Below are 20,184 nucleotides of genomic sequence, written 5' to 3' on the forward strand. Positions count from 1 at the left end.
AACTAAAAGCAAACGCTAGGAAATTCTATCGAGAAATGTCGGCCCTGCCTACGGTATCAGCCCAACTCCTCAAAAAAAGCGCCCTAGGATTCGACTCTCCTAAAACGCTTTTTCTGAATGAAGGAATGGCTTTAAAACCTAGAGGAAACTCTGGACGTTCTTACAGGTTTCAAAGAAGAAGCGGACATTATCTTCGGGGGTACCAACAAGCACGCCATGGCCGAGATTGAGAATATGTCCCCAATTGCCGGCTTTACGCACGGTGTCAATGATCCGCGCTTTGATGAAGTCCTGGGAACCAAACAGCACACCAGGATCAATATTGCCTTGGACTTTCATGTCTTTACCAAGGCGCTGGCGAGCATCGGCCATATCCACCGTCCAATCGACGCTGACGATATCGACACCAGATTTACCCATGCGTTCTAGGACACCGGCACTGCCACTGATGTACAGAATCAGCGGGAAGTCTGGGTATTTTGCTTTGACTTTGTCCACGACCCGTTTTTGATACGGCAGGGCAAACATATCGTAGTCTTGGGGACTGAGTTGGCCCGCCCAAGAGTCAAACATTTGGATCACCTGGGCTCCACATTCGATCTGGTAGCAAACATAATCGGCGATCGCATCGGCAATTTTTCCAAGGAAACTGTGCAACACAGCCGGCTCAGAAAAGGCCATATTTTTGATGATGGCGTAGTTCTTTGAACTCTTACCTTCAATGGCATAGGCAGCTAGCGTCCAGGGGGCACCGACAAATCCCAGTACCGTCGAGGCATTGCCCACTTCCTGGCGGAGGGTGCCAAGGATTGTTTTGATAAAAGGCAAGGATTCTGCCGGATCAAAGGGGGTCATGGCATCGACCTGGGCCTGGGTGCGGATCGGGTTTTCAATGATTGGCCCTTTGCTTTCGATGATGTCGAAGGGAATCCCCATCCCTGGTAGGGGAGTGAGGATATCCGAAAACATAATTACACCGTCAGGCTGGAATGCATGCCAAGGTTGGAGCGAAATTTCGATGGCGAGATCAGGATTTTCAGAACGTTCCCGGAAGCTCGGGTACTTCTCCCGCAAGTCGCGATAAATTTTCATGTAACGTCCGGCTTGACGCATCATCCAAACCGGTGTCCGCTCAACTTTTTCCCCCCGTGCAGCCCTCAATAAAAGAGGTGTATTATTGCTTTCCGACATGATTTATTAAAATAATTTTTGTGCATTTGTAAGCTTATCATCTCGGTTTGTGAAATAAACTTGAGGCACTATCGTAAGCAGTTAACAATTATTAAGAAATATTGTGAACGATCCTTTCTCTCGTAATATTCAATTCTCTTCTTCGGGCCTCGGCTGTTTTTTGACCTTTATCCTGATTGCGGCGTTACTGACTTCGGTGGGCCTCGGCTGGGTTGTCAATGGGTTTATTATTCTCATTCTGCTCATTCCCGTGGCGATCGCCTTGGGGGTTGTGGGCTTCCAGTGGTGGCTCAAGCGCAATTTAGTAGAGGCAGATTGTCCGGTCTGTGGCTATGAATTTACGGGTTTAAACAATTCCATGGCTCGCTGTCCTAGTTGCGGTGAAGTGGTGCAAATTACAGAAAAGCAATTCCAGCGCCAGACCCCTGAGGGGACGGTGGAGGTGGCCGCTGTGGAAGTGGACGGGCCGCAAGGGACGGATAACGCCGACGCTAAAACGGTGGATGTGCAGGTGCTAGAGCCGGGCGAAGATTAAACAGAACAGGTTATGATCTCTTGGGTATTGGCTTGATTTTCTTTGAGTATGTCCCATCCGCTAACCCGTTTATTCCGCTATGGTAGTCGCTACCGCAAACAGATCAATTTGGCGATCGCCTGTTCCGTTCTGAATAAACTCTTTGATCTGGCGCCTCCGGTGCTGATCGGGGTGGCAGTGGATACCGTGGTACAGCGGGACAACTCCTTTGTGGCCCAGTTTGGCGTCACCAGCATCATCGGTCAATTGGTCGTCATCGGCATTTTGTCTTTCCTGATCTGGAGTGCCGAGTCCATTTTTGAATATTTCTACCAACGTCTGTGGCGCAATTTAGCCCAAAAAATGCAACACAATCTCCGTCTCGATGGTTACGGCCATTTGCAGGAACTGGAGTTGGGCTACTTTGAAGAACGCAGCACCGGGGAACTATTAGCCCTACTCAATGATGATGTGAACCAGTTGGAACGCTTTCTCGATGTGGGCGCCAACGAAATCTTGCAGGTGATCACGACGGTGATTTTGATTGGGGGTTTATTCTTCTACGCGACCCCCTCAGCGGCCTGGATGGCGATGGCGCCGATTCCGATCATCATCTGGGGTTCGGTGGCATTTCAGAAAAAGTTGGCTCCCCGCTATGCCGATGTGCGCGAAAAGGTAGGGGTACTCAGCTCGCGCCTATCCAATAACCTCAGCGGCATCACGACCATTAAAAGCTTTACGACGGAGCATTACGAGCTAGAACGGCTCCGCTTTGATAGTGATGCTTATCTTCAAAGTAATGAGCGGGCGATCGCCTTAAGTGCCGCCTTTATCCCCTTAATCCGGATTGCGATTTTGGCTGGGTTTACAGCGATTCTCTTTTTCGGTGGATTGCAGGTGGAACAAGGAGCCTTGGCTGTGGGTACCTACAGTGTGTTGGTGTTTATGACCCAGCGGTTGCTATGGCCCCTGACCCGCCTGGGACAAACGATGGATCTTTATCAACGGGCGATGGCTTCGAGTAACCGGGTCTTTAATCTCCTCGACACGGAAGTGCAAATTCGTTCTGGGGAAGTAGCCCTACCCACCCATACCGTCAAAGGAGAAATCAAACTCGACAATATTTCCTTTGCCTACTTTGAGCGGGCACCGGTTTTGCAAGATTTTTCCCTCCACATTCCTGCGGGGCAAACCATTGCGATTGTGGGGGCGACAGGTTCTGGGAAAAGTACCATCGTGAAATTGCTCCTGCGTTTCTACGAAATTAACCAGGGACAAATTACTGTCGATGGCCTCGATATTCGCGACATTTACCTCAAGGATCTGCGGCGCGCCATTGGTCTAGTGAGTCAGGATGTGTTTCTGTTCCATGGCACCGTGGCCGAAAACATTGCCTACGGGAACCCCGATGCAACTCTCCCGGAAATTATCCAGGCCGCAAAACTTGCTGAAGCCCACGACTTTATCGAAACTCTGCCCCAACAGTACGGCACCATCGTCGGGGAACGGGGGCAAAAACTCTCCGGTGGTCAACGGCAACGCTTGGCGATCGCCCGCGCCATTTTAAAAGATCCGCCCATCTTGATTTTGGACGAGGCTACTTCTGCTGTGGACAATGAAACCGAAGCGGCGATCGCCAAATCCCTCGAAAAAATCACCCAGCATCGCACCACCATTGCGATCGCCCACCGCCTTTCCACGATCCGCCATTCCGACTGCATCTATGTGATGGATCAAGGCAAAATTGTCGAACAAGGCACCCATGAACAACTCCTTGATCGGCAGGGTTTATACTACAGCCTCTGGCAAGTCCAAACCGGAGCACGTCTAGCAGTTTAACTTCCTTAGGTTTGGGTTTTAGTCGTTCTTTTTGACTTTTATATAATTGAAAAAATCCGTAGAGGTTGCCCAAAATGACTTCCCTAGTAGAAATTGAAGCCGCCATCAAAAATCTGTCTGAAAATGAAATTCGCCATCTCTCGGAATGGATTCAAGCTTATCTTGCTGAGCAGTGGGATCAGCAGCTTGAGATGGATTTCAATGCAGGCAAGCTAGATCAACTGATTGCCAAAGCAGAGGCAGACATTACGAACAATCAGGTAAAAGATTTACATGCAGTCCTTCGCAACCTCTGAGTTCTGGAAAGCCTATAAAAAACTGCCACCAGAACTTCAGGAGAAGGCAAACAATACCTATCATTTGTGGCAAGCCAACCAAGATTATCCCTCCCTTCACTTTAAGAAAGTAGGCAAAAACCTATGGTCAATTCGGATTACCAATAATTATCGAGCTTTAGCCCTAAAAAAAGGGGATGATTACTATTGGTTTTGGATTGGCAACCATGCTGAGTACGAGCGTCTTATTAATTCGTGACAACGGTTAGCTAGGCCAATTGTGGCTGTAATTCAAGAACAGCTTGTCTGGCCCATTGATCTGCCTGCAAAATGTCGTCTAGGGTCGGGTTTGTCTTGTTGTCGTTTTGGTGGCGATCGCAGACCTTTTCGATGAGACGAGGGATATCGAGGAATTCAATTTTTTCTTCGAGGAAAAGGGCCACAGCTTGCTCATTCGCTGCATTTAAAACCGCTGACATGGATCCCCCGGCCCGTCCCGCAGCATAGGCCAAATTCATGCAGGGATATTTATGGTGATCCGGTTCCCGGAAGGTAAGATCGCCCGCCTTCACGAGGTCAAATTGCTCCCAATCGGTGTGAATGCGCTCAGGATAGGAGAGGGCATAGAGCAAAGGCAAACGCATATCCGGCCAACCCAACTGGGCTAAAACCGAGGTATCTTGCAGCTCGATTAGGGAGTGGATGATGCTCTGGGGATGCACCACAATGTCGATGTCGTCGTAATCTTTACCAAAGAGATAATGGGCTTCGATCACCTCTAAACCTTTATTCATCAGGGTGGCAGAATCAATGGTGATTTTTTGGCCCATCGACCAGTTGGGGTGTTTGAGGGCATCTTTGACGGTGACAGTGGCTAATTTTTCTACGGGGAGATCCCGGAAAGCGCCCCCGGAAGCCGTGAGAATAATCCGCTTCAAACCCCCTTCCGGCACCCCCTGGAGACATTGGAAAATCGCGGAATGTTCGGAGTCAGCGGGTAACAGTTTCACGCCATGTTTTTCGATTAAGGGTAAAACCACTGGCCCCCCAGCGATCAGGGTTTCTTTATTAGCGAGAGCAATGTCCTTTCCGGCTTCGATGGCGGCAATGGTGGGTAAAAGTCCAGCGCAGCCCACAATTCCCGTGACGACGCTTTCGGCATCACCATACCGGGCCACTTCGGCGATCGCCGCTTTGCCAGCGATGATTTGGGGTTGGTAATTTAAATCTTTGAGGAGAGATTTTAATTCGGGTAAAAGGCTTTCCTGGCTGGTGGCGACAATTTCCGGGTGGAACTCCCGCACCTGTTCGGCTAGGAGTTGAATATTACGCCCAGCGGCCATCCCCACCACGCGGAATTTATCGGGGTGCGATCGCACAATGTCGAGGGTTTGCGTCCCGATTGATCCGGTGGAACCAAGGATAGAGATGGCTTTAGCGTTGGTCATGATACTTGTTTGCGTGAACCCGTTTGTTGCAGACAATCATCTCATAATCGGGGCTTCGTGGGGACGACTTAAGAGGCGATCGCCTTTGGGATTTCCTCGCTTTTCTGGAAAATTGTGAGTAAAACGCCGAACATCAAATAATGATGTGCCACGGTTTCCAGGCCAACCCGTTCCCCCATCGCTGTCCGTTCCGCCCGGGAATAGAAACGCAATCCCCCAGGCGAAAAGGGAAAACCATCCCCTTGGCACAATTCTCCCTTGCCATAATCCGCTAGATAAAATTGGCCCCCCGGCTTGAGCACCCGCTGCACTTCCCCTAAAACCGTTTTGGGGTGGAGATAGTGCAAAAAGCTAATGGTATTAAACGCCGCATCAAAGGTATTTTCCGAAAAAGGTTGCGCCTCGGCATTCCCCTGGACAAAAGAAAGGCGATCGCCATGGATATTTTTCCGTTGGGCCTGGGCTAACATTTCTGGAGATAGATCCAACCCCACCCCCGTTAATTCTGGATAAAGCTTGCCGAGTCGTTTAAATAATTTGCCCGTCCCACAACCCAGGTCGAGCACATGGCCATCTCTGGGGAAATCAGCATAGGTGAGTAACCGCTTATGGACAGCCTGGTAAAAGGGCGTGGTCAATAAAATGTCGTAATTTCTCGCCCAGCGGTCAAAAAAAGTCTGCTTCCGTTGAAAAAATTGTTCGCTCATGGAGATTTAGCCCAAGAAAACCACAAAGATCCTTTTCGCAGTGTACCGAAGCCCACCAAAAACGGCAGTATAGTAGGACAAATGCGCCCTGACCGTTGACGAGGAGAAAAAATGGGGAAAACACAATTTCAACCGGTAAGCCAGATCCTCGCCCTGGCAAGTTTAGCAACCCTGGCTTTTAGCTCCCAAAGTCTGGCCCAATCCCAAGAGACCTGCGATCTCTCTGGCACTATTTCTCAGATTCTCCAGCGTCCAGAACAGCAACAAACCCAGTGGGGCATTGCGATCCAAGATCCCCAGACCGAAAACCTCTTATTTGAGCACCAAGCCGACACTTTTTTTGTGCCAGCCTCTAACCAAAAACTCCTCACCACTGCCGCTGCCCTGGTAAGTTTTGGCCCAAACTATCAATATCAAACGCCAATCTATACCGTTGGAACAGCTCCCAATCTTGAGAAATTAATTATTCGAGGTGTGGGTGATCCAAGTTTGACCACCGAAAAATTAACCACAGCTCTCTCGCAGCTATCCCAACAGCAAATCCACCATATTGATCAAGTCATCCTGGACAGCAGCCATTTTCCTGAACCTGGGGTTAATCCCACCTGGGAATGGTCTGATCTGAGTTTTTATTATGGTGTCCCCATTACCAGCTTGATGCTCAATGAAAACGCCGTTGTTCTCACGGTTTTTCCCACAGAGTCCGGCCAAACCACAACGGTGGGCTGGTCTGATGATATTGCGGCCCAACAATGGCAACTGGAAAATCAGATGGTGACGGCCCCTGACGATACTCCCTACAGCGGTTCCCTGACCCAAACCTATGGCACGACGACATTAACCCTCACCGGGAAATTGGCCGCCGACGCCATGCCCGACATTTGGGGACTATCGATTCCCGATCCAGACCGCTATGCCCTCGATAAAATCATCCAAATTCTGGGAGAGCAGGGTATTACCGTCGGGAAAAGTTTAACGATGCAAACGCCGATCCTTAACCTAGATCAAGCGCAACCTTTGGGGGCGATCGCCTCTGATCCCCTGGCTGAAATCCTCAAAACCACCAACCAAGACAGCAATAACCTTTTTGCCGAAAGTCTCCTAAAAACCCTTACTGCCGCTGACCGAAACCCAGAAACAATCCTAGAATCTATTGGGGTAAATCCTGCCACCTACCGATTGCGGGACGGCTCTGGTCTTTCTCGCCATAACCTTGTCACTCCCATGGCCTTAATCCAGACCTTGGACGGTATGCTGACCCATCCCCAGGGGGAAACTTACCGGAATTCTTTGGCGATCGCCGGTCGCACAGGCACTCTCCAAAACCGCTTTCAAGATACCCCAGTAGAAAACCAATTCTTTGGGAAAACAGGCACTATGACCCACGTTTCTGGCCTCTCTGGCTACCTCGATCTACCCGATGACAGCACCTTATTAGTCAGTATTTTGGCGAACCAAACCGGCCAATCGGCTCGAATTACCCGTCAAGCCATTGATGATGTTGTCGTCGCCGTCCATGATTGGCACTCCTGTTCCACGACCCAGCCATAACCTCCGCTGTTGATCGAGTACAAGGCGAATATTCAATTTTTCCGATTCAAGTTGCAACAATGACCCCAGACGCCATCTCCGCTACCCTCACTGAATTTTTTCCCGACGCCAAAATTAACCACACAGACAACAAAACTTGGAAAGTACACAAATCCCAAGCCCGGTTTCACCTGCTGGTGAGCCTGTCTAGTGATGGTCAAATGCTGCGGATCTTTGTACCTGTCGCGTCCCAGGACGACGCGGAACCCTATTATGGCCAGTTGCTCGAGAGTAACTTTAATGAAAATAAACTCGTCCGCTACGCCCTCAACCAGGGTTTACTTTGGGGCGTATTTAAATATCCCTTAGAACAACTTGACACCGCTATTTTCCAACAGGTGTTAACGGAAATGGTGGCTTTACACCAACAAAATCTCAGTCCCTTTTTTAATCAACTGGCCGAAGATAAAGTGCGAGAAATTATCCGTGCCGCCAAGTCCCAGGGGCAAAGTATCGAAAAGACGATGCAAACGATTACCCGGTTTTACCAAGAAGGGATTATGGGGGGCCTCGACCAAGAACCCAGGGAACAACAACGGGCTTTATTGGCTTGGCAGCACCAATTAGAACGGCTCTGGGATGAAGAGGAATAGCCACGAAAAAACCTCGTTGGGGTTGAACGAGGTCTTGAAAAAAATTAAATTGCCAAAATTTGCTTGGAAACCAAACAGATTGGATTTATTCGTAGAGCCAAGCTTTGGTGGCAGGTTCCCAGTTGGCCAATTCAGATTCGGAGAACCAGAGGGCAATTTCACTAGCAGCGGTGTCGGGGCCATCGGAACCGTGGATCAGGTTACGGCCGATGTCCACACCGAAGTCACCCCGGATTGTGCCGGGTTCTGCTTCGAGGGGGTTGGTGGCACCGATGATTTTCCGGGCGGCAGCGATCGCCCCTTTCCCTTCCCAGACCATGGCGACGACGGGGGCAGAAATAATGAATTCTACGAGGCTACCGAAGAACGGTCTTTCTCTGTGAACGCCGTAGTGCTGCTCTGCTAATTCGCGGGAAACAGAAACTAATTTTAGACCGACGAGCTTAAAGCCTTTTGCTTCAAAACGACGGATAACATCGCCGACCAAACCGCGCTGAACACCGTCCGGTTTAACCATTACAAATGTGCGTTCCACAGAATTCTCCTTTGGACATATACAAAACCACAGGTCAGCGTAACATAAGTTTTACCCTTCGTTGCGCCTAAAATGGAGTGGGCGATCGCCTTTATTTTTCTAAGAATTTTTTGGGTGATGCCGCTGACTTTTTTCTAGCTGACGGAATTGTGCTTCGAGGGGATCGATGAGATCGGTTTCTGCTTCCACTTGCCACAGGGACAATTCTAAATCGGCGATCGCCGCATCCAAGCTTCCCCCCATTAATTCTTGCTGGAGGGTTTGTAACTGTTGTTGGACGATCGCCGTCCGCAACCGCGTCACATACCAATCTTTTTGCAGTTTAATGTGGTTGATTTTGTCTTCGAGGGCCTCAAGATCGTGGCGTACACCTCGGATAAAGGCTTGTTGTTCTTCCCGTTGCGCCTCCAGTTTCGCCAACATTTCCCCATAGGTTTGTCGTCGGGCGATCGCCGCTTTTGCTAAGGTTTCATCGCCACAATCCAGGGCCAATTTTACCCACTGCTGCCATCGCTGTACCATTGCCGCCATGGTTTTTCGGTGTCGTTCCCCCCGTTTAGCACTCGCCACCGCCTGGGCCACGGCCCGCCGCATTTGGATCAATTTTTTTTCCATGTCCCAGAGGGTCTGCTCCAGGAGGTGCTCTGGATCAGCGGCAGGTTGCCACCATTGTTGAATGCCATCCCAGGTGCGCCGGAAAAAATTCATCGTGCCCAGTGTCCCGCTTACTGACGCGTTTCAACTACTAATCTAGCCCAGGGGGCGATCGCCTCGTTTAGGAAGCTGGCGACAGTTGATGGTAATAAACCTCCGCTGCAATTTTTTGGGCCTTAAATTGACGCATCAGATCATCGGCTTTGGTGGCTGAATCGACTTCTGCCATCTGAATGGCTTGGCCCACGGGGAACTGTCGCACAAAAGCCCCATCAACCACTGCCTGAGCACGCTCCAGGGCGCTGGGACTCGTATTTCGGAAAATCACGTAGTAATATCCCAACTTCAAACCATCGGGGGTGGCCAAAGGTGTCCCCGGAAAGCCCGGCACTGGCGCAAGGGGGGTTGCTATTGCTTGATCTGGAGTCGGGGGAGGCGTTGTGGCACTGGTAGAAGCAGTGGCATCGGCTTCGGTATTTTCGGTGTCCGTGGGTACGCTGGGATCAATGATGCTGAGATTGTCTAGGCGCAACTCGATAAATTCTTGGGAGGCTAAATTAACGGTGCTAGAGGTCGCCGGTGTAGTGGTCTCTGGCGTTGTTGCCGTGGTCTGGGCCGGGGAGGATTCTGCGGCTGTTTCCGGGACTGGGGTCGGGGTAAATAAATCGGGAACGGCGATCGCCAAGGCCACCAATCCACCCCCTAAAATGGCTGCTCCCAAAAAAGCAAGACCCAGTTTCCAACGTGGCGTAGGCGGGGTAACGGGTTGGCTGCTGGCATCTAAACTTTTGAGGAGTTCCTCCGACGATTGCAGGTAATCTTCCGGGGGGGGCGTGGGCTGCTCCCAGGGGGAAAGGGGGCCAGCAACGGCAGTGATGGTCTCGGTAATGTCTGTTTCAGAAGCCTGTGCTGGTTGTTGCGCCATTAATTTGCCATCATCACCCTGATCAAGAGCTGCAGATCCCCCATCGAGGGGCGGTTCTGGACTTGGAGGTGGTGTGAATCGCTCGGATAGTGGCCGCTGTTGTCGATAACGTTGCAATTCTCGGTCTAGATCTAGGTCTAAATTGTCTAAAGCAGCCTGAAAGCTAGCATTTGCGGCGTTAGGGGGGGCTTGATTCATCCGAAAACTCCTACACTCTCAACGGAGAACAATCAATGGGATGGGGAAAGGCGATCGCGGCTCAGTAACCCCACGGTCAAACTAAGGGGTTGGGAGACTCAACTTTCTCTAAAATACTGCATTTTTTTCGGCCGCCGTCAATTGTTCTAAATTGACCTTTTGGGGCCGGATCTTTTTTCCTTTTATCTTAAGGAAATGGCCCCGGCGATCGCCCCAGAATAGACCCTTATTTGATCAAGTTTTGCCGAAAAAGCAAGCTACTGCGGCCCTAGGGCGCGGGAAATAAACGTTAACTTCTGTAATATTTTTTAATCTTTCCGAGGGATAGCCCCTGACTCCCTTATGCTAATCAGTAAGAAATTTTATTTTTTAAAGTCTTCTGATATAACGGAGGTCTGGTTTGACAATTCCTTTATTACAATACGCCCCCTCGAGTCAAAACACTCGGGTAGCAGGGTATACCGTCGGTGGCGACGAGCAGCCTTTTGTTTTTACAACCGATAACGTCATTAGCGATTCTGACTTTGACGTTCTCATCAACGCTGCCTATCGTCAAATTTTCTTCCACGCTTTTAAGTGCGATCGCCAGCAGCTACTCGAATCCCAGTTGCGCAACGGTCAAATCACTGTCCGTGACTTCATTCGGGGTCTGTTGCTGTCGGAAACCTTCATCGATAGCTTCTATAACAAAAACAGTAACTATCGCTTTGTTGAGCAGTGTATCCAACGGGTACTCGGTCGCGATCCCTTCAGCGAACAGGAAAAAATTGCCTGGTCAATCGTGATCTGCACCAAGGGTCTAGCGGCCTTTGTTGACCAACTCCTCAACACTGATGAGTATATGGAAAACTTCGGCTATGACACGGTGCCCTACCAGCGCCGCCGTAGCCTCGCTAGCCGTGAGCAAGGTGAGACACCCTTTAACATCAAGTCTCCCCGTTACGATGCTTACTACCGCTCCCAGTTGGGCTTCCCCCAAGTGGTTTGGCAAAATGCAGTCCGTCGTTTCCGGACTCCCGACCGGGTGCCCCAAGCTGGCGATCCCGCTCTCTTCCTCAACATGGCGCGTTCTGCCCAGATTCCCAAAGTCAACGTTCGGGTTTCCGCCGCAGACATCAGCCTTGCCGCAGTGCCTTACCGCAACTAAGACGGACAGCTTCTAGCACCCCATGGGGTGTTATTGTTTTGTTCTAAAAAATTGAATTACCGTCTTTAATCTTAGTTTGAGCAATTTTATGTTGTTTGGACTGATATTAAGGGGCGGTAATTTTGTTATGGGGTATTGAGCCTTTGTCCAAGCCCCCAAGGGAACAGAAAAAATCTGATTTTGTTTTCAGTCAAAGACTTGGGAAAATAGCAAACGAGACGATAAGTACAGCGATAGGTTTTGCAACAGAGGTGATGACCATGGCGAAGGGGATTGTGATTTTTGATATCGACGGGGTGATTCGCGATGTGAGTCAGTCCTACCGGCGGGCGATCGCCGATACCGTTGAACATTACACCCAGGGGGAATATCGCCCCAGCAATGGTGAAATCGATAGTCTCAAGGCCGAGGCCATTTGGAATAACGATTGGAAAGCCTCCCAGGAACTGATCCGCCGTTGGGACGAGACGATTCCTATCAATTTTAAAGAGCTCGTCGCTTTTTTCCAGCGCAAATACCGGGGTCACAATTTTGATGGGTATATCAACGATGAACCGTTGCTCGTCACCAAAGCCTATTTTGAGGCCCTCACCGCTGCCGATATTGCCTGGGGCTTTTTTAGTGGTGCCATGCGGGGTTCTGCTGAACACGTACTAAAAGGTCGTTTGGGCTTAGAAAATCCTGTGCTCATTGCCATGGAAGATGCCCCCGAAAAACCTGATCCCAAGGGATTACTCGCGGCGATCGCCCAACTCGAAGCCGCATCTGCCCAGACCCCCGTCGCCTACGTGGGAGATACCGCTGCCGATATGCGCACCATTACCAATGCCATCAGCCAGCAGCCCCAACGACGATGGCGAGCCATTGGGGTGATTCCGCCCCACGCCCAGACTGGTGACGACAAGGAGTATATGTATGCCTCTAACTTGCAGGATGTCGGGGCCAATATTGTTCTCCCAGGAGTGCAAGAGCTATTGCCTGAGGTTTTATTACAACTATTTTGACGTTTTTAAAACCCAGAATTTCGAGCAATCCCCCAAGAAAAACAGCCCGGAGGCTGCCTGATCAACTTATTTCAAGTGAGCTAGTTGAAGTGCGTCAGATTGTGACGGTATAAAAAGACATCTCAAAAAGGGTTTTATGATGACAGCGAGACTGGGGAGAAAAATAACCCAGGCAGAAGAGCCATGGGGCTTGATGTTAAAGGGTAGCTGCCCGCTTAATCTTCATGATCTTCAAAGGGATCCTCAAGTTCTACCGAAGGAGGCCCGAAGGCTGTGTAAATCGAAAACCCTGTTACGGCGATCACAACCACCGCAATGCCGATGCTAAGAACTGTTGCAGAATCCATAGGTGTATCTCAGTTTATGATGACTCTTCCTCTATAATATTACGGAACATTACAAAAATCCTTTACGATACACGAATCCTATGGCACAGCGTACTCGGTTGGGAGATATTCTCAAGCCTTTGAATTCTGAATACGGTAAAGTCGCTCCCGGTTGGGGCACCACGCCGCTCATGGGCGTCTTCATGGCGTTGTTTTTAGTATTCCTGCTTATTATTCTCCAGATCTACAATTCTTCTCTGATTCTCGAAGGTTTTGAAGTGGATTGGACTGCCCTTGGTTTCTAAGGATTTGCCAATCACCATTTTTGAAGCCATTTTTCTGCTGAGATCCGGGTCTACCCGGATTTTTTGTGGTCGGTCGCTATAACCAGGGCACAATTTCCCGCAGGGTATCCCGGAGCACTTCTTTCAGACTATCGGCTCCTTCTTTAAAATCATCTTGGGCTTGTTCCCACTGGAGACGCTCCTGGGCATCCTGGCGATCGCCTAAAATATCTGGGTCATTGGGTTTGTACTGGAGCGCTTCGTCGTAGGCATTGATGGCAGCTTGGTACTGACCCGTCGCTTTGTAGGCATTCCCCAAACGCGCCCAAATATCTCCATCGGCATCGTCTAGGCGGAGGGTATTTTCGTAGGCGGCGATCGCCTCGGTGTAATTTTCAGAGTCATAGAGTAAATTTCCTAGACTGCGCCAACTGGGACGATCTTCGCTATTTAGGGCAACGACACGGTGGTAGGCATTGATGGCCGTGGGGCGATCGCCATTTTGTTCTGCGTTCCAGGCGAGGTGATACCAAGCCCGGTCATTGTTAGGTTCGAGGCGAGTGACATTGGCAAAGGCATCCTGGGCTTCGGTGTAATTGCGGAGATTTTCCTGGGCCATGCCGAGGCTATACCAGGCGGGAGCGCGGTCTGGCTCCAGTTCTACCACCCGGATATAGGCATCTTTGGCGTCCCGGTACCGTTGCAGTTTGCTGTAGCTATTGCCCTGCTGGTACCAAATATCGGCGTTCCGGTCGTCAAGCTTGAGGGCCTGCTGGTAGGCGGCGATCGCCGCATTATATTCGGCGCGATTGTGGTGAATCCAGCCCTTCTCAAACCAGGCCCAGACCTGTTGGGAATCTAATCTGAGAAACGCATCGAGACTACTAAGGGCGGCATCGGTTTCTTCTCGACGGAGATGAAGTCGGGCCTTTGTCTCCCAAACCACCGCTTGCCGGGCATCTTCCTGGATGGCGCGGTCGAGAAAAGTTAGGGCTTGGTCGTCCTGTTGGCGATCGCTGGCGATTTTACCTTTGCCCCACCAAGCTTCCCAACGGCGGGGATTAACCTCTAATAGCTGATCATAGGCCCCTAAAGCCGCGTCAAATCGTTCGAGGGCTTGGAGGACTTGGGCCTTTCCCAAAAGCGCTCCTTCATGGTCTGGGACAGTCTGTAAAATTTCTTGGTATTGGGCGAGGGCCTGCTCCAGTTGATTTTGAGATTGGGACAGTTGGGCCTGTTCGTATTGGGCCATCAGGGCTTGGCGCTCTGACCACCACCGCCACCCTGCATGAACACCCAGACCAGTGCCCACCAACGCCGCTAAGCCAACACCGAGAAGGGCGGCCTTGATTGCCTGGTGATTAACGCTCAAACGCTGGTATTGCTGGGAAACGACCGTTGAGAGGTAATTGAGGGGGGCGATCGCCGTTTGTTTAATGTGTTGAATGCTGCCCGTTACGGGTGACAAAACACGGGTGCTCGTTTGCGGTTTCTGCGTCTCCTGGGCCGCCAATGGCTGCAAGGCTTGTTGGGCTTCTGTGGCTGTCCCAAAGCGATCGCGCCAATTATGGTGCACCATCTTAGAGAGAAAGTGCCTGACCTCTGCTGGGATTTCCACTTGATCCTGCCATTGCACTTCCCCGGTTTGGGCATCGAGGGGAATTTTGTCGGGGGCGGTACCCGTCAGGGCCGTAATCGCAATCATCCCCGCCGCATAAAGGTCGCTACAGTAACGGGGATAGCCCTGAATCTGCTCTAGGGGCATATAGCCTTGGGTGCCGATGGCAATGGTGGGGCGACCGGAAGTAGTCGCAAATTGGTGGGTGACTTGTTTAACCGCACCAAAATCAATGAGGCAGAGTTTTTGATCGGCTTGGCGGCGAATGAGGTTACTGGGGTTGAGATCCCGGTGAATTACCTGGTGCTCGTGGACAAAAACCAACAATTCCAGGATTTCTTGCACAAGGGCGATCGCCCCTGCCGGAGGACAGGGAGAGAGCTGCTGGAGTTCTTCCCAGAGACTTTGTCCTTCAATATATTCTTCGACTAAATAAAACTCTTGGCCTTCTTCAAAATAAGCCAGCAACTGGGGAATTTGCGGGTGCTGACCCAATTCATCGAGAATTTTTGCCTCGGTTTCAAACAAACGCCGGGCCGTTGTTAGGGTTTCTGTGTCGGTGGTTTGGGGCTTGAGGAGCTTCACCACACAGATGGGCCGCTTTGGGCGATCGCGGTCTTCTGCTAAAAAAGTCGCCCCAAATCCTCCCTGGGCTAGAGACCGGAGAATATGATAACGTCCGCGCAGGGTGTGTCCGGGGGCCAATAGGGAAGCAGTCATCGGCAGCGGGGAAATAAAAGCAACAGATTAAAATCGCAGGGGCAAGGGTTACCGGAGGACAAAATTTTCAAAAAGATCACCTTGTTCCATAGTAATCGGGACTTTCACAAATCGGGGGCCGTCTCAATTTTGTAAACGATTGGGGGAGAGGTTGAAAAATAGGGTTGATCGCCGAATATCTTGGGTACTGCCGGCACTGGTGAGGGTAAAGGCGCGGAGATGGTTAAAGAAGGGTTTGGCCACATAATCGACCACCCGCAGGATCGGCACTTGGGTTTTGAACAGTTGGGAACCTTGACGCCAATCGGCAAAAAGATAGCCGCTGTTTTCGGGAGGCAGTTGGGCAATGCTGGTCTGGAAATCTTTGTTTTTCAGGAGCGATCGCCCGGTATTAGCTTGGATCGCCCGGCTGAGGGTTTTTACAGAAGTGGCAAAGAGTTCGTACTCGTCAACGCTGAGGTGCGCCCCCCGGACATCGGCATTGAGTTGTACCAGCTCATCTTGGTCTTGGGTATCGATGGCTGTCCAGGCAGTGACGCGGCGATCGCCCAAGGGTAAACGCCCCACACTTAAGCCTTTTTCCTGGGCCAAGCTATCAAAATGTTCAATGACGGGATCGAGGTTGACCTCCGGTTGTCGTTCCGCCACAAAGAGCCATTCCACATCATTGCGTTCGGCATCGGGGACGAGGGCCAGGGCATATTCTCCAGAAATCCACGCGAAAATATCTTCGGGGAGGTCAATGCCGAGGGGATCTTGGATTGCGGCGACCGCCTGTTGCAAGATCTGGGATAAGGGACTTTTCGGATTTAACCCTGTAGTCGCTTCACCCCAGAGAGCGTTTAAATCTCGCCCAGCCACGGCAAACATCGCCTCCTGGGGAATGTAGTTGAGGACATGGGTCGGTGCCGTGGTCGCCCCTGGCATCAGGCTAGGTTCCGTGTCCCCAATCAAAGCCGTTTCCGCCACTAACCCCTCTGGATGAAGACCGATGGCGATCGCCAAGCGTTGTTCGAGGGTCGGTTCTTCTGGGGTCGGATCGTTGGCAATCCAAGCGCTGAGGGCGGGTAAATTCGCCACCATCACGCCAATGTGTTTCCGGTCAATGGTTTCTAGGGCTTCTGTATATTGCGGGTCGTGGCTCAAATTCAAATCTGGCACCTGCACCGTATTAATCGCACTGCGTAGCACCTTTGCTTCGTTGGCAAACAGTACATAATTGCCCACAATCGCACTGGCAAACCGATGGCTGTCCGCCTGGGGAATGACTAAATTGACCCCCTTATATTGATCAAACGTCAAACCCGCTTCCGGGGCGATCGCCTGTTCCGTATAAGAAAGCTGTAGAAATTCCTTAGCTAAGGCCTGATCCCGTGCTTCTACCACCAATAAATAACCTGGCTGCACCCCATTACTCGGATCGCGATCCACATCTAAGGTAGTCACCGCCAAGCTCAACTCGTCCCCCAGCCACGGTTCAACCTGCTTGCTGTAATCTAGCCCCGTCGCACTGAGTAAACTTGTTTTCACCTGTTGTAATTCCGTGAGCGTCGCCCGCCGTTTACCCCAAGGGGTTTGCACGAGGCCCAGGGCGGCTAATTTCTCTGGATTCACCACTAGCGAAAGCATCAATGGCGCTTGCCGGGGAACAAACAAGGCTGCTGCCGGATTCCGCGCCACCCCACCCTGCAACCAAGGTAAGGGACTCTGTTTAAAAATAGCGAACCAACTGCCTAGCCCCACCGAGAGCAGAAGCACCACCAGAAGACCGAGATACACAAAAAAGGAACGAGATTTCATGGGCTGCCTAGAAACGCACGGCATTCATTATCCCATTGTGCTGGGAGGATCGAAAATTCCCGACCGCGAAAAGGTTTATTTACGTTTCTTCGCCTTCCAGGTGCCGCCGTAGCGATAGTTAGGATTATTGGTTGCTAACTCGCGCCGACAATCAGGGCAAACTAACACCCACTGCTCACTCGCATCATATTGAATTCGGTAACGAACTGCCGCAATGGTTTGGCAATAATCACAGTTTTTCTCTCGAATACGCATGACTCAGAACTGAGGCTAAAAAATTTATTTCTTGTTGCATGGCGTTAAGGCTGGGGAAAAATCAGCGTCCAATGACGTTCTGAAGATTGATAAACTTGGGCCTTGGTTAAGCCCGCTTCGGTGGCGATCGCCTCAATTTCAGGCACTGTAAACGCCGCATGGAGCGAATCCCAGAATAATTGCCGTTGACGCGCATCAAAACCCGGCCCCTCGGCAGCAGCAACGATCTGGTCAATGGCGTCGGTGCTATCGGGACGAAATAAATCCCGCACGATAATTTTTCCCTGGGGTTTGAGGAGACGGCCCATTTCCTGAAAACAGGGCAACGGATCAGGTAAATGGTGAATCAGGCTATTGGAAATAATCACATCAAAGCTTTGGCCGGGCCAGGGCAAATGTTTCGCATCGGCATAAACCAACTCGATTTGTGCTGTTAAACCTGCGGCCACAACGTTTTTTTGTCCCAGGGCGAGCATCGACTGCGCTAAATCGGTGCCTTTAATCTGCCATTGGGGGCGCTGTTGCCCTAACAAAATCGGAATTTGTGCTGTCCCTGTGCCCAAATCTAAAACAAAAGCGGTTTCTTGGGGGTAAGTTGTAACCACGAGATCCGCAAAATCTTGATTCACCGCTCGAAAATCCATCGCATCGTAGGCGATCGCCTCGGCGGGATCGTCCATCACTTCCGGTTCTAAAATTCTTGTTAACGCCATCTTTCGTTTATTCCTGAAAAAATATCTCCGGATTGATTCTGATTGTCTAATGTTCTAAAAAATTCGCTACACTGCCGATGTTGAGTATTCGTCTGTAATGTCCTTGTTCTCGCCCTTTCGTCTGATTTCTCTCATCGGTTGCACCAGTCTTTTGAGCCTTGGCGCTTGCCAAAGGATTGACCCGGCCCTCTACGACTGTCAAAAACTTTTGGCGCAAATCCAAAGCACTGTCACGGAAGCCCAGACCCTTGTCCAGAACGAACCAACGGCAGAAGCTCCCCAAACTTTTAATTTTGAGCGTTGGCTCCAGGCGGCCGATGCCCTGAAAATGGGGGCCGAGGCGATCGCCCAACTGCGCTTACGGGATAGCCAGATGAAAACCTACCAAACACAAATTAGCGATATTTACCAACGTCAGGCCGAAGCCACCTATGCCATGGTAAAAGCGCGCCAGGACAAAGACCTAGAAGCTGCCCAAACAGCCCAGTCCCTGAGCCAGACCGCAGGCACCGAAGAACAAACCATCGGCCAAGCTTTGGATGATTATTGCCAAGCCAAATATCAAGCTGTCACCGCTACAGAAGACCCATAAGCCAAGCAAAATTTAAAATGCTTAGGGTTTCCGGGAGGGTTTAGGTTTGCGGGCGATCGCCTGACCCGCCCCATCCTGGGGAAAACCGAGGGGCCGAATCACCTGGTTTTTCCTGGCTGCTTCCTTGGCCTTTAGTTCCGTGTAATCTAGCCAATGAATGCAGTCTACCGGACAGGTATCAATCGCCTCTTGGACGACTTCCTCAGCATCTCCATCCTGGCGATAGGCCCGGGCCCGACCATGTTCTTCTTCGATATAAAAGGTGTTGGGAGCCGTGTGGGCGCAATGTTTGCAGCCGATGCAGGTGGTTTCATCCACATACACCCCTTTTTGGCGCAGCAGGCCACCTAGTTCCGGTTCAAACCCAGACCGTTCTGTGTCATTTCTTAAAAAGCCCCCCAACTCCGGCTCAAAACCAGACCGCTGGGGGGAATTTTCAAAGGTCATACCTTAGCTCCAGCGTTGGACGACGAGGCGAATTGAGCCATCTTCGTTTTTCTGCTGTTCACTGACTTGGAAGCCTTGTTTGTTGGTTTCGTTGAGGATCGTGTGGTAGGCATAGCCCTGGGTAAGACGTTGGAGGAAGCCATCAACGGTTAGGGGTTGCTGCCAATATTGCAAATCCGCGACGAGTTCATATTCATGGCCATTCCAGCTAAAGCCGATGTCGTAGTCATTGTTCTGTTGGATGACAACTTCAGCGGTGCGGCGATCGCCTTTATAACCCCGCACAGCACTGGGGCCTTCTTTCCACTCAATGTCCATGTCCTTGAGGGCAGACTTGAGGGAAGTCAAGTTACGGATTTTGGTTTTGATATTGCTGAAATGAGACATAGGATTTAACGGGGCTATTTATAGAGGTTTGCAGAAAAAATCACCAATTGCTTTGGACGGGGTTCGTCGTCGTTGCAGTTTGGCTTACCGGTTGGGCAAAATATTCCGAGGTTTGTTCTTGGGAGAGAACAACACCCAGTTGCTCTTCGATCGCAGCGGTCACTTCTTGGCATGAAGACCCGACAATGCCTGTGACCTTTTCTTGGACACGGCCATCAGGGTAAATGATGAATTCTAATGTCTCCATGTTCATGGGTGCGCTTCCTCATTGGCATGGTGGGAAAGTTGACCAATTTGGCGGGGGACAATATACAGAATTTTGCCCTTAACTTTCCAGCACATTTGTGTTTACAGCAGTTTAACAAATCTCGACAATGGGGGGGTAGCTTGCCGCCGCAAATCGTAAGATTCCTTTCATTTTT

At 50.7% G+C, this 20,184-nt stretch carries 24 protein-coding genes; 10 read left to right on the plus strand and 14 right to left on the minus strand.

The window, feature by feature from the left end; all coding sequences use genetic code 11:
• Positions 1–138: 138 nt before the first annotated feature.
• On the minus strand, positions 139–1,191 hold the full coding sequence (gene hemE, locus AACR41_RS04910; protein ID WP_012306451.1) for a uroporphyrinogen decarboxylase: 1,053 nt from the start codon (positions 1,189–1,191) through the stop codon (positions 139–141).
• Between the two features lie 103 nt (positions 1,192–1,294).
• On the opposite strand from hemE, the gene AACR41_RS04915 reads away from it, so the two are divergent.
• From AACR41_RS04915 to AACR41_RS16525, 4 genes are all read left to right on the plus strand, one after another.
• Positions 1,295–1,726, plus strand: coding sequence for a hypothetical protein (locus AACR41_RS04915; protein WP_030007583.1), 432 nt, complete (start codon positions 1,295–1,297; stop codon positions 1,724–1,726).
• Positions 1,727–1,774: 48 nt separating this feature from the next.
• Positions 1,775–3,544: an ABC transporter ATP-binding protein gene (locus tag AACR41_RS04920; RefSeq protein WP_030007584.1), complete on the plus strand. Its 1,770-nt coding sequence runs from the start codon at positions 1,775–1,777 to the stop codon at positions 3,542–3,544.
• A 74-nt stretch (positions 3,545–3,618) separates the two neighbouring features.
• A complete protein-coding gene (locus tag AACR41_RS04925; protein WP_030007585.1) occupies positions 3,619–3,840 on the plus strand; it encodes a hypothetical protein in 222 nt (73 codons plus the stop codon).
• On the plus strand, positions 3,818–4,078 hold the full coding sequence (locus AACR41_RS16525) for a ParE family toxin-like protein (protein WP_030007586.1): 261 nt from the start codon (positions 3,818–3,820) through the stop codon (positions 4,076–4,078). Before AACR41_RS04925 ends, AACR41_RS16525 begins: the two co-directional genes overlap by 23 nt.
• Positions 4,079–4,088: 10 nt before the next feature.
• Here AACR41_RS16525 and dxr read toward each other — a convergent pair whose 3' ends face one another.
• Entirely contained in the window at positions 4,089–5,267 is a 1,179-nt protein-coding gene (gene dxr / locus AACR41_RS04930; protein WP_030007587.1) for a 1-deoxy-D-xylulose-5-phosphate reductoisomerase, read from the minus strand.
• 68 nt (positions 5,268–5,335) lie between these two features.
• Positions 5,336–5,974 carry a class I SAM-dependent methyltransferase gene (locus tag AACR41_RS04935; protein ID WP_030007588.1) on the minus strand — a complete coding sequence of 213 codons (639 nt, stop codon included), beginning with the start codon at positions 5,972–5,974 and terminating at the stop codon, positions 5,336–5,338.
• A gap of 111 nt (positions 5,975–6,085) precedes the next feature.
• Between AACR41_RS04935 and dacB the strand changes: the two genes are divergently transcribed.
• Positions 6,086–7,525 (plus strand): D-alanyl-D-alanine carboxypeptidase/D-alanyl-D-alanine endopeptidase, encoded by a 1,440-nt coding sequence (gene dacB / locus AACR41_RS04940; protein WP_030007589.1) that lies wholly within the window; start codon positions 6,086–6,088, stop codon positions 7,523–7,525.
• A 59-nt stretch (positions 7,526–7,584) separates the two neighbouring features.
• A complete protein-coding gene (locus AACR41_RS04945) occupies positions 7,585–8,157 on the plus strand; it encodes a hypothetical protein (protein ID WP_030007590.1) in 573 nt (190 codons plus the stop codon).
• Between the two features lie 85 nt (positions 8,158–8,242).
• Here the strand turns inward: AACR41_RS04945 and ndk are convergent, their stop codons facing one another.
• The 3 genes from ndk to AACR41_RS04960 all read right to left on the minus strand — a co-directional run bounded on the left by ndk (position 8,243) and on the right by AACR41_RS04960 (position 10,469).
• Positions 8,243–8,692 carry a nucleoside-diphosphate kinase gene (gene ndk / locus AACR41_RS04950; protein ID WP_030007591.1) on the minus strand — a complete coding sequence of 150 codons (450 nt, stop codon included), beginning with the start codon at positions 8,690–8,692 and terminating at the stop codon, positions 8,243–8,245.
• 99 nt (positions 8,693–8,791) lie between these two features.
• Positions 8,792–9,400: a PspA/IM30 family protein gene (locus tag AACR41_RS04955; RefSeq protein WP_030007592.1), complete on the minus strand. Its 609-nt coding sequence runs from the start codon at positions 9,398–9,400 to the stop codon at positions 8,792–8,794.
• A gap of 67 nt (positions 9,401–9,467) precedes the next feature.
• Positions 9,468–10,469, minus strand: coding sequence for a hypothetical protein (locus tag AACR41_RS04960; RefSeq protein ID WP_030007593.1), 1,002 nt, complete (start codon positions 10,467–10,469; stop codon positions 9,468–9,470).
• Between the two features lie 400 nt (positions 10,470–10,869).
• Here AACR41_RS04960 and AACR41_RS04965 point away from each other — a divergent pair, with 400 nt between their 5' ends.
• Entirely contained in the window at positions 10,870–11,616 is a 747-nt protein-coding gene (locus tag AACR41_RS04965; RefSeq protein WP_030007594.1) for a phycobilisome rod-core linker polypeptide, read from the plus strand.
• A 254-nt stretch (positions 11,617–11,870) separates the two neighbouring features.
• Entirely contained in the window at positions 11,871–12,620 is a 750-nt protein-coding gene (locus tag AACR41_RS04970; RefSeq protein WP_315862040.1) for a TIGR01548 family HAD-type hydrolase, read from the plus strand.
• 215 nt (positions 12,621–12,835) lie between these two features.
• Here the strand turns inward: AACR41_RS04970 and psbN are convergent, their stop codons facing one another.
• Complete coding sequence (psbN, locus tag AACR41_RS04975) at positions 12,836–12,967, minus strand: photosystem II reaction center protein PsbN (RefSeq protein WP_012306437.1); 132 nt, start codon at positions 12,965–12,967, stop codon at positions 12,836–12,838.
• 80 nt (positions 12,968–13,047) lie between these two features.
• Here psbN and psbH point away from each other — a divergent pair, with 80 nt between their 5' ends.
• Positions 13,048–13,251, plus strand: coding sequence for a photosystem II reaction center phosphoprotein PsbH (psbH, locus tag AACR41_RS04980; protein WP_012306436.1), 204 nt, complete (start codon positions 13,048–13,050; stop codon positions 13,249–13,251).
• Positions 13,252–13,327: 76 nt separating this feature from the next.
• Here the strand turns inward: psbH and AACR41_RS04985 are convergent, their stop codons facing one another.
• From AACR41_RS04985 to AACR41_RS05000, 4 genes are all read right to left on the minus strand, one after another.
• A complete protein-coding gene (locus tag AACR41_RS04985) occupies positions 13,328–15,568 on the minus strand; it encodes a serine/threonine-protein kinase (RefSeq protein ID WP_223209942.1) in 2,241 nt (746 codons plus the stop codon).
• 123 nt (positions 15,569–15,691) lie between these two features.
• Positions 15,692–17,368: a DUF3352 domain-containing protein gene (locus AACR41_RS04990; RefSeq protein ID WP_030007597.1), complete on the minus strand. Its 1,677-nt coding sequence runs from the start codon at positions 17,366–17,368 to the stop codon at positions 15,692–15,694.
• A 75-nt stretch (positions 17,369–17,443) separates the two neighbouring features.
• Positions 17,444–17,623 carry a hypothetical protein gene (locus AACR41_RS04995; protein WP_065716088.1) on the minus strand — a complete coding sequence of 60 codons (180 nt, stop codon included), beginning with the start codon at positions 17,621–17,623 and terminating at the stop codon, positions 17,444–17,446.
• Between the two features lie 44 nt (positions 17,624–17,667).
• Entirely contained in the window at positions 17,668–18,336 is a 669-nt protein-coding gene (locus tag AACR41_RS05000; protein ID WP_030007598.1) for a class I SAM-dependent methyltransferase, read from the minus strand.
• A 97-nt stretch (positions 18,337–18,433) separates the two neighbouring features.
• On the opposite strand from AACR41_RS05000, the gene AACR41_RS05005 reads away from it, so the two are divergent.
• Positions 18,434–18,928, plus strand: a complete 495-nt coding sequence (locus AACR41_RS05005) for a hypothetical protein (protein WP_052349693.1) — start codon at positions 18,434–18,436, stop codon at positions 18,926–18,928.
• A 21-nt stretch (positions 18,929–18,949) separates the two neighbouring features.
• Here AACR41_RS05005 and AACR41_RS05010 read toward each other — a convergent pair whose 3' ends face one another.
• From AACR41_RS05010 to AACR41_RS05020, 3 genes are read right to left on the minus strand one after another with little or no spacing between them, the layout of a single operon-like run.
• Positions 18,950–19,375, minus strand: coding sequence for a ferredoxin (locus AACR41_RS05010; protein WP_030007600.1), 426 nt, complete (start codon positions 19,373–19,375; stop codon positions 18,950–18,952).
• Between the two features lie 3 nt (positions 19,376–19,378).
• On the minus strand, positions 19,379–19,762 hold the full coding sequence (locus AACR41_RS05015; RefSeq protein ID WP_012306430.1) for a DUF1257 domain-containing protein: 384 nt from the start codon (positions 19,760–19,762) through the stop codon (positions 19,379–19,381).
• Positions 19,763–19,802: 40 nt separating this feature from the next.
• Positions 19,803–20,015: a DUF2997 domain-containing protein gene (locus AACR41_RS05020; protein ID WP_012306429.1), complete on the minus strand. Its 213-nt coding sequence runs from the start codon at positions 20,013–20,015 to the stop codon at positions 19,803–19,805.
• Between the last annotated feature and the right edge of the window lie 169 nt (positions 20,016–20,184).

This window comes from Picosynechococcus sp. NKBG042902, from assembly GCF_963864045.1.
Classification (GTDB): Bacteria; Cyanobacteriota; Cyanobacteriia; order Cyanobacteriales; family MRBY01; genus MRBY01.

What these genes read in the sequence shown, in the direction of transcription:
- hemE (WP_012306451.1), bottom strand. Translation starts at nt 1,191, where the DNA reads ATGTCGGAAAGCAATAATACACCTCTTTTATTGAGGGCTGCACGGGGG.
- AACR41_RS04920 (WP_030007584.1), top strand. Translation starts at nt 1,775, where the DNA reads ATGTCCCATCCGCTAACCCGTTTATTCCGCTATGGTAGTCGCTACCGC.
- AACR41_RS04925 (WP_030007585.1), top strand. Translation starts at nt 3,619, where the DNA reads ATGACTTCCCTAGTAGAAATTGAAGCCGCCATCAAAAATCTGTCTGAA.
- AACR41_RS16525 (WP_030007586.1), top strand. Translation starts at nt 3,818, where the DNA reads ATGCAGTCCTTCGCAACCTCTGAGTTCTGGAAAGCCTATAAAAAACTG.
- dxr (WP_030007587.1), bottom strand. Translation starts at nt 5,267, where the DNA reads ATGACCAACGCTAAAGCCATCTCTATCCTTGGTTCCACCGGATCAATC.
- AACR41_RS04935 (WP_030007588.1), bottom strand. Translation starts at nt 5,974, where the DNA reads ATGAGCGAACAATTTTTTCAACGGAAGCAGACTTTTTTTGACCGCTGG.
- dacB (WP_030007589.1), top strand. Translation starts at nt 6,086, where the DNA reads ATGGGGAAAACACAATTTCAACCGGTAAGCCAGATCCTCGCCCTGGCA.
- AACR41_RS04945 (WP_030007590.1), top strand. Translation starts at nt 7,585, where the DNA reads ATGACCCCAGACGCCATCTCCGCTACCCTCACTGAATTTTTTCCCGAC.
- AACR41_RS04955 (WP_030007592.1), bottom strand. Translation starts at nt 9,400, where the DNA reads ATGAATTTTTTCCGGCGCACCTGGGATGGCATTCAACAATGGTGGCAA.
- AACR41_RS04960 (WP_030007593.1), bottom strand. Translation starts at nt 10,469, where the DNA reads ATGAATCAAGCCCCCCCTAACGCCGCAAATGCTAGCTTTCAGGCTGCT.
- AACR41_RS04970 (WP_315862040.1), top strand. Translation starts at nt 11,871, where the DNA reads ATGACCATGGCGAAGGGGATTGTGATTTTTGATATCGACGGGGTGATT.
- psbN (WP_012306437.1), bottom strand. Translation starts at nt 12,967, where the DNA reads ATGGATTCTGCAACAGTTCTTAGCATCGGCATTGCGGTGGTTGTGATC.
- psbH (WP_012306436.1), top strand. Translation starts at nt 13,048, where the DNA reads ATGGCACAGCGTACTCGGTTGGGAGATATTCTCAAGCCTTTGAATTCT.
- AACR41_RS04985 (WP_223209942.1), bottom strand. Translation starts at nt 15,568, where the DNA reads ATGACTGCTTCCCTATTGGCCCCCGGACACACCCTGCGCGGACGTTAT.
- AACR41_RS04990 (WP_030007597.1), bottom strand. Translation starts at nt 17,368, where the DNA reads ATGAAATCTCGTTCCTTTTTTGTGTATCTCGGTCTTCTGGTGGTGCTT.
- AACR41_RS04995 (WP_065716088.1), bottom strand. Translation starts at nt 17,623, where the DNA reads ATGCGTATTCGAGAGAAAAACTGTGATTATTGCCAAACCATTGCGGCA.
- AACR41_RS05000 (WP_030007598.1), bottom strand. Translation starts at nt 18,336, where the DNA reads ATGGCGTTAACAAGAATTTTAGAACCGGAAGTGATGGACGATCCCGCC.
- AACR41_RS05005 (WP_052349693.1), top strand. Translation starts at nt 18,434, where the DNA reads ATGTCCTTGTTCTCGCCCTTTCGTCTGATTTCTCTCATCGGTTGCACC.
- AACR41_RS05010 (WP_030007600.1), bottom strand. Translation starts at nt 19,375, where the DNA reads ATGACCTTTGAAAATTCCCCCCAGCGGTCTGGTTTTGAGCCGGAGTTG.
- AACR41_RS05015 (WP_012306430.1), bottom strand. Translation starts at nt 19,762, where the DNA reads ATGTCTCATTTCAGCAATATCAAAACCAAAATCCGTAACTTGACTTCC.
- AACR41_RS05020 (WP_012306429.1), bottom strand. Translation starts at nt 20,015, where the DNA reads ATGAACATGGAGACATTAGAATTCATCATTTACCCTGATGGCCGTGTC.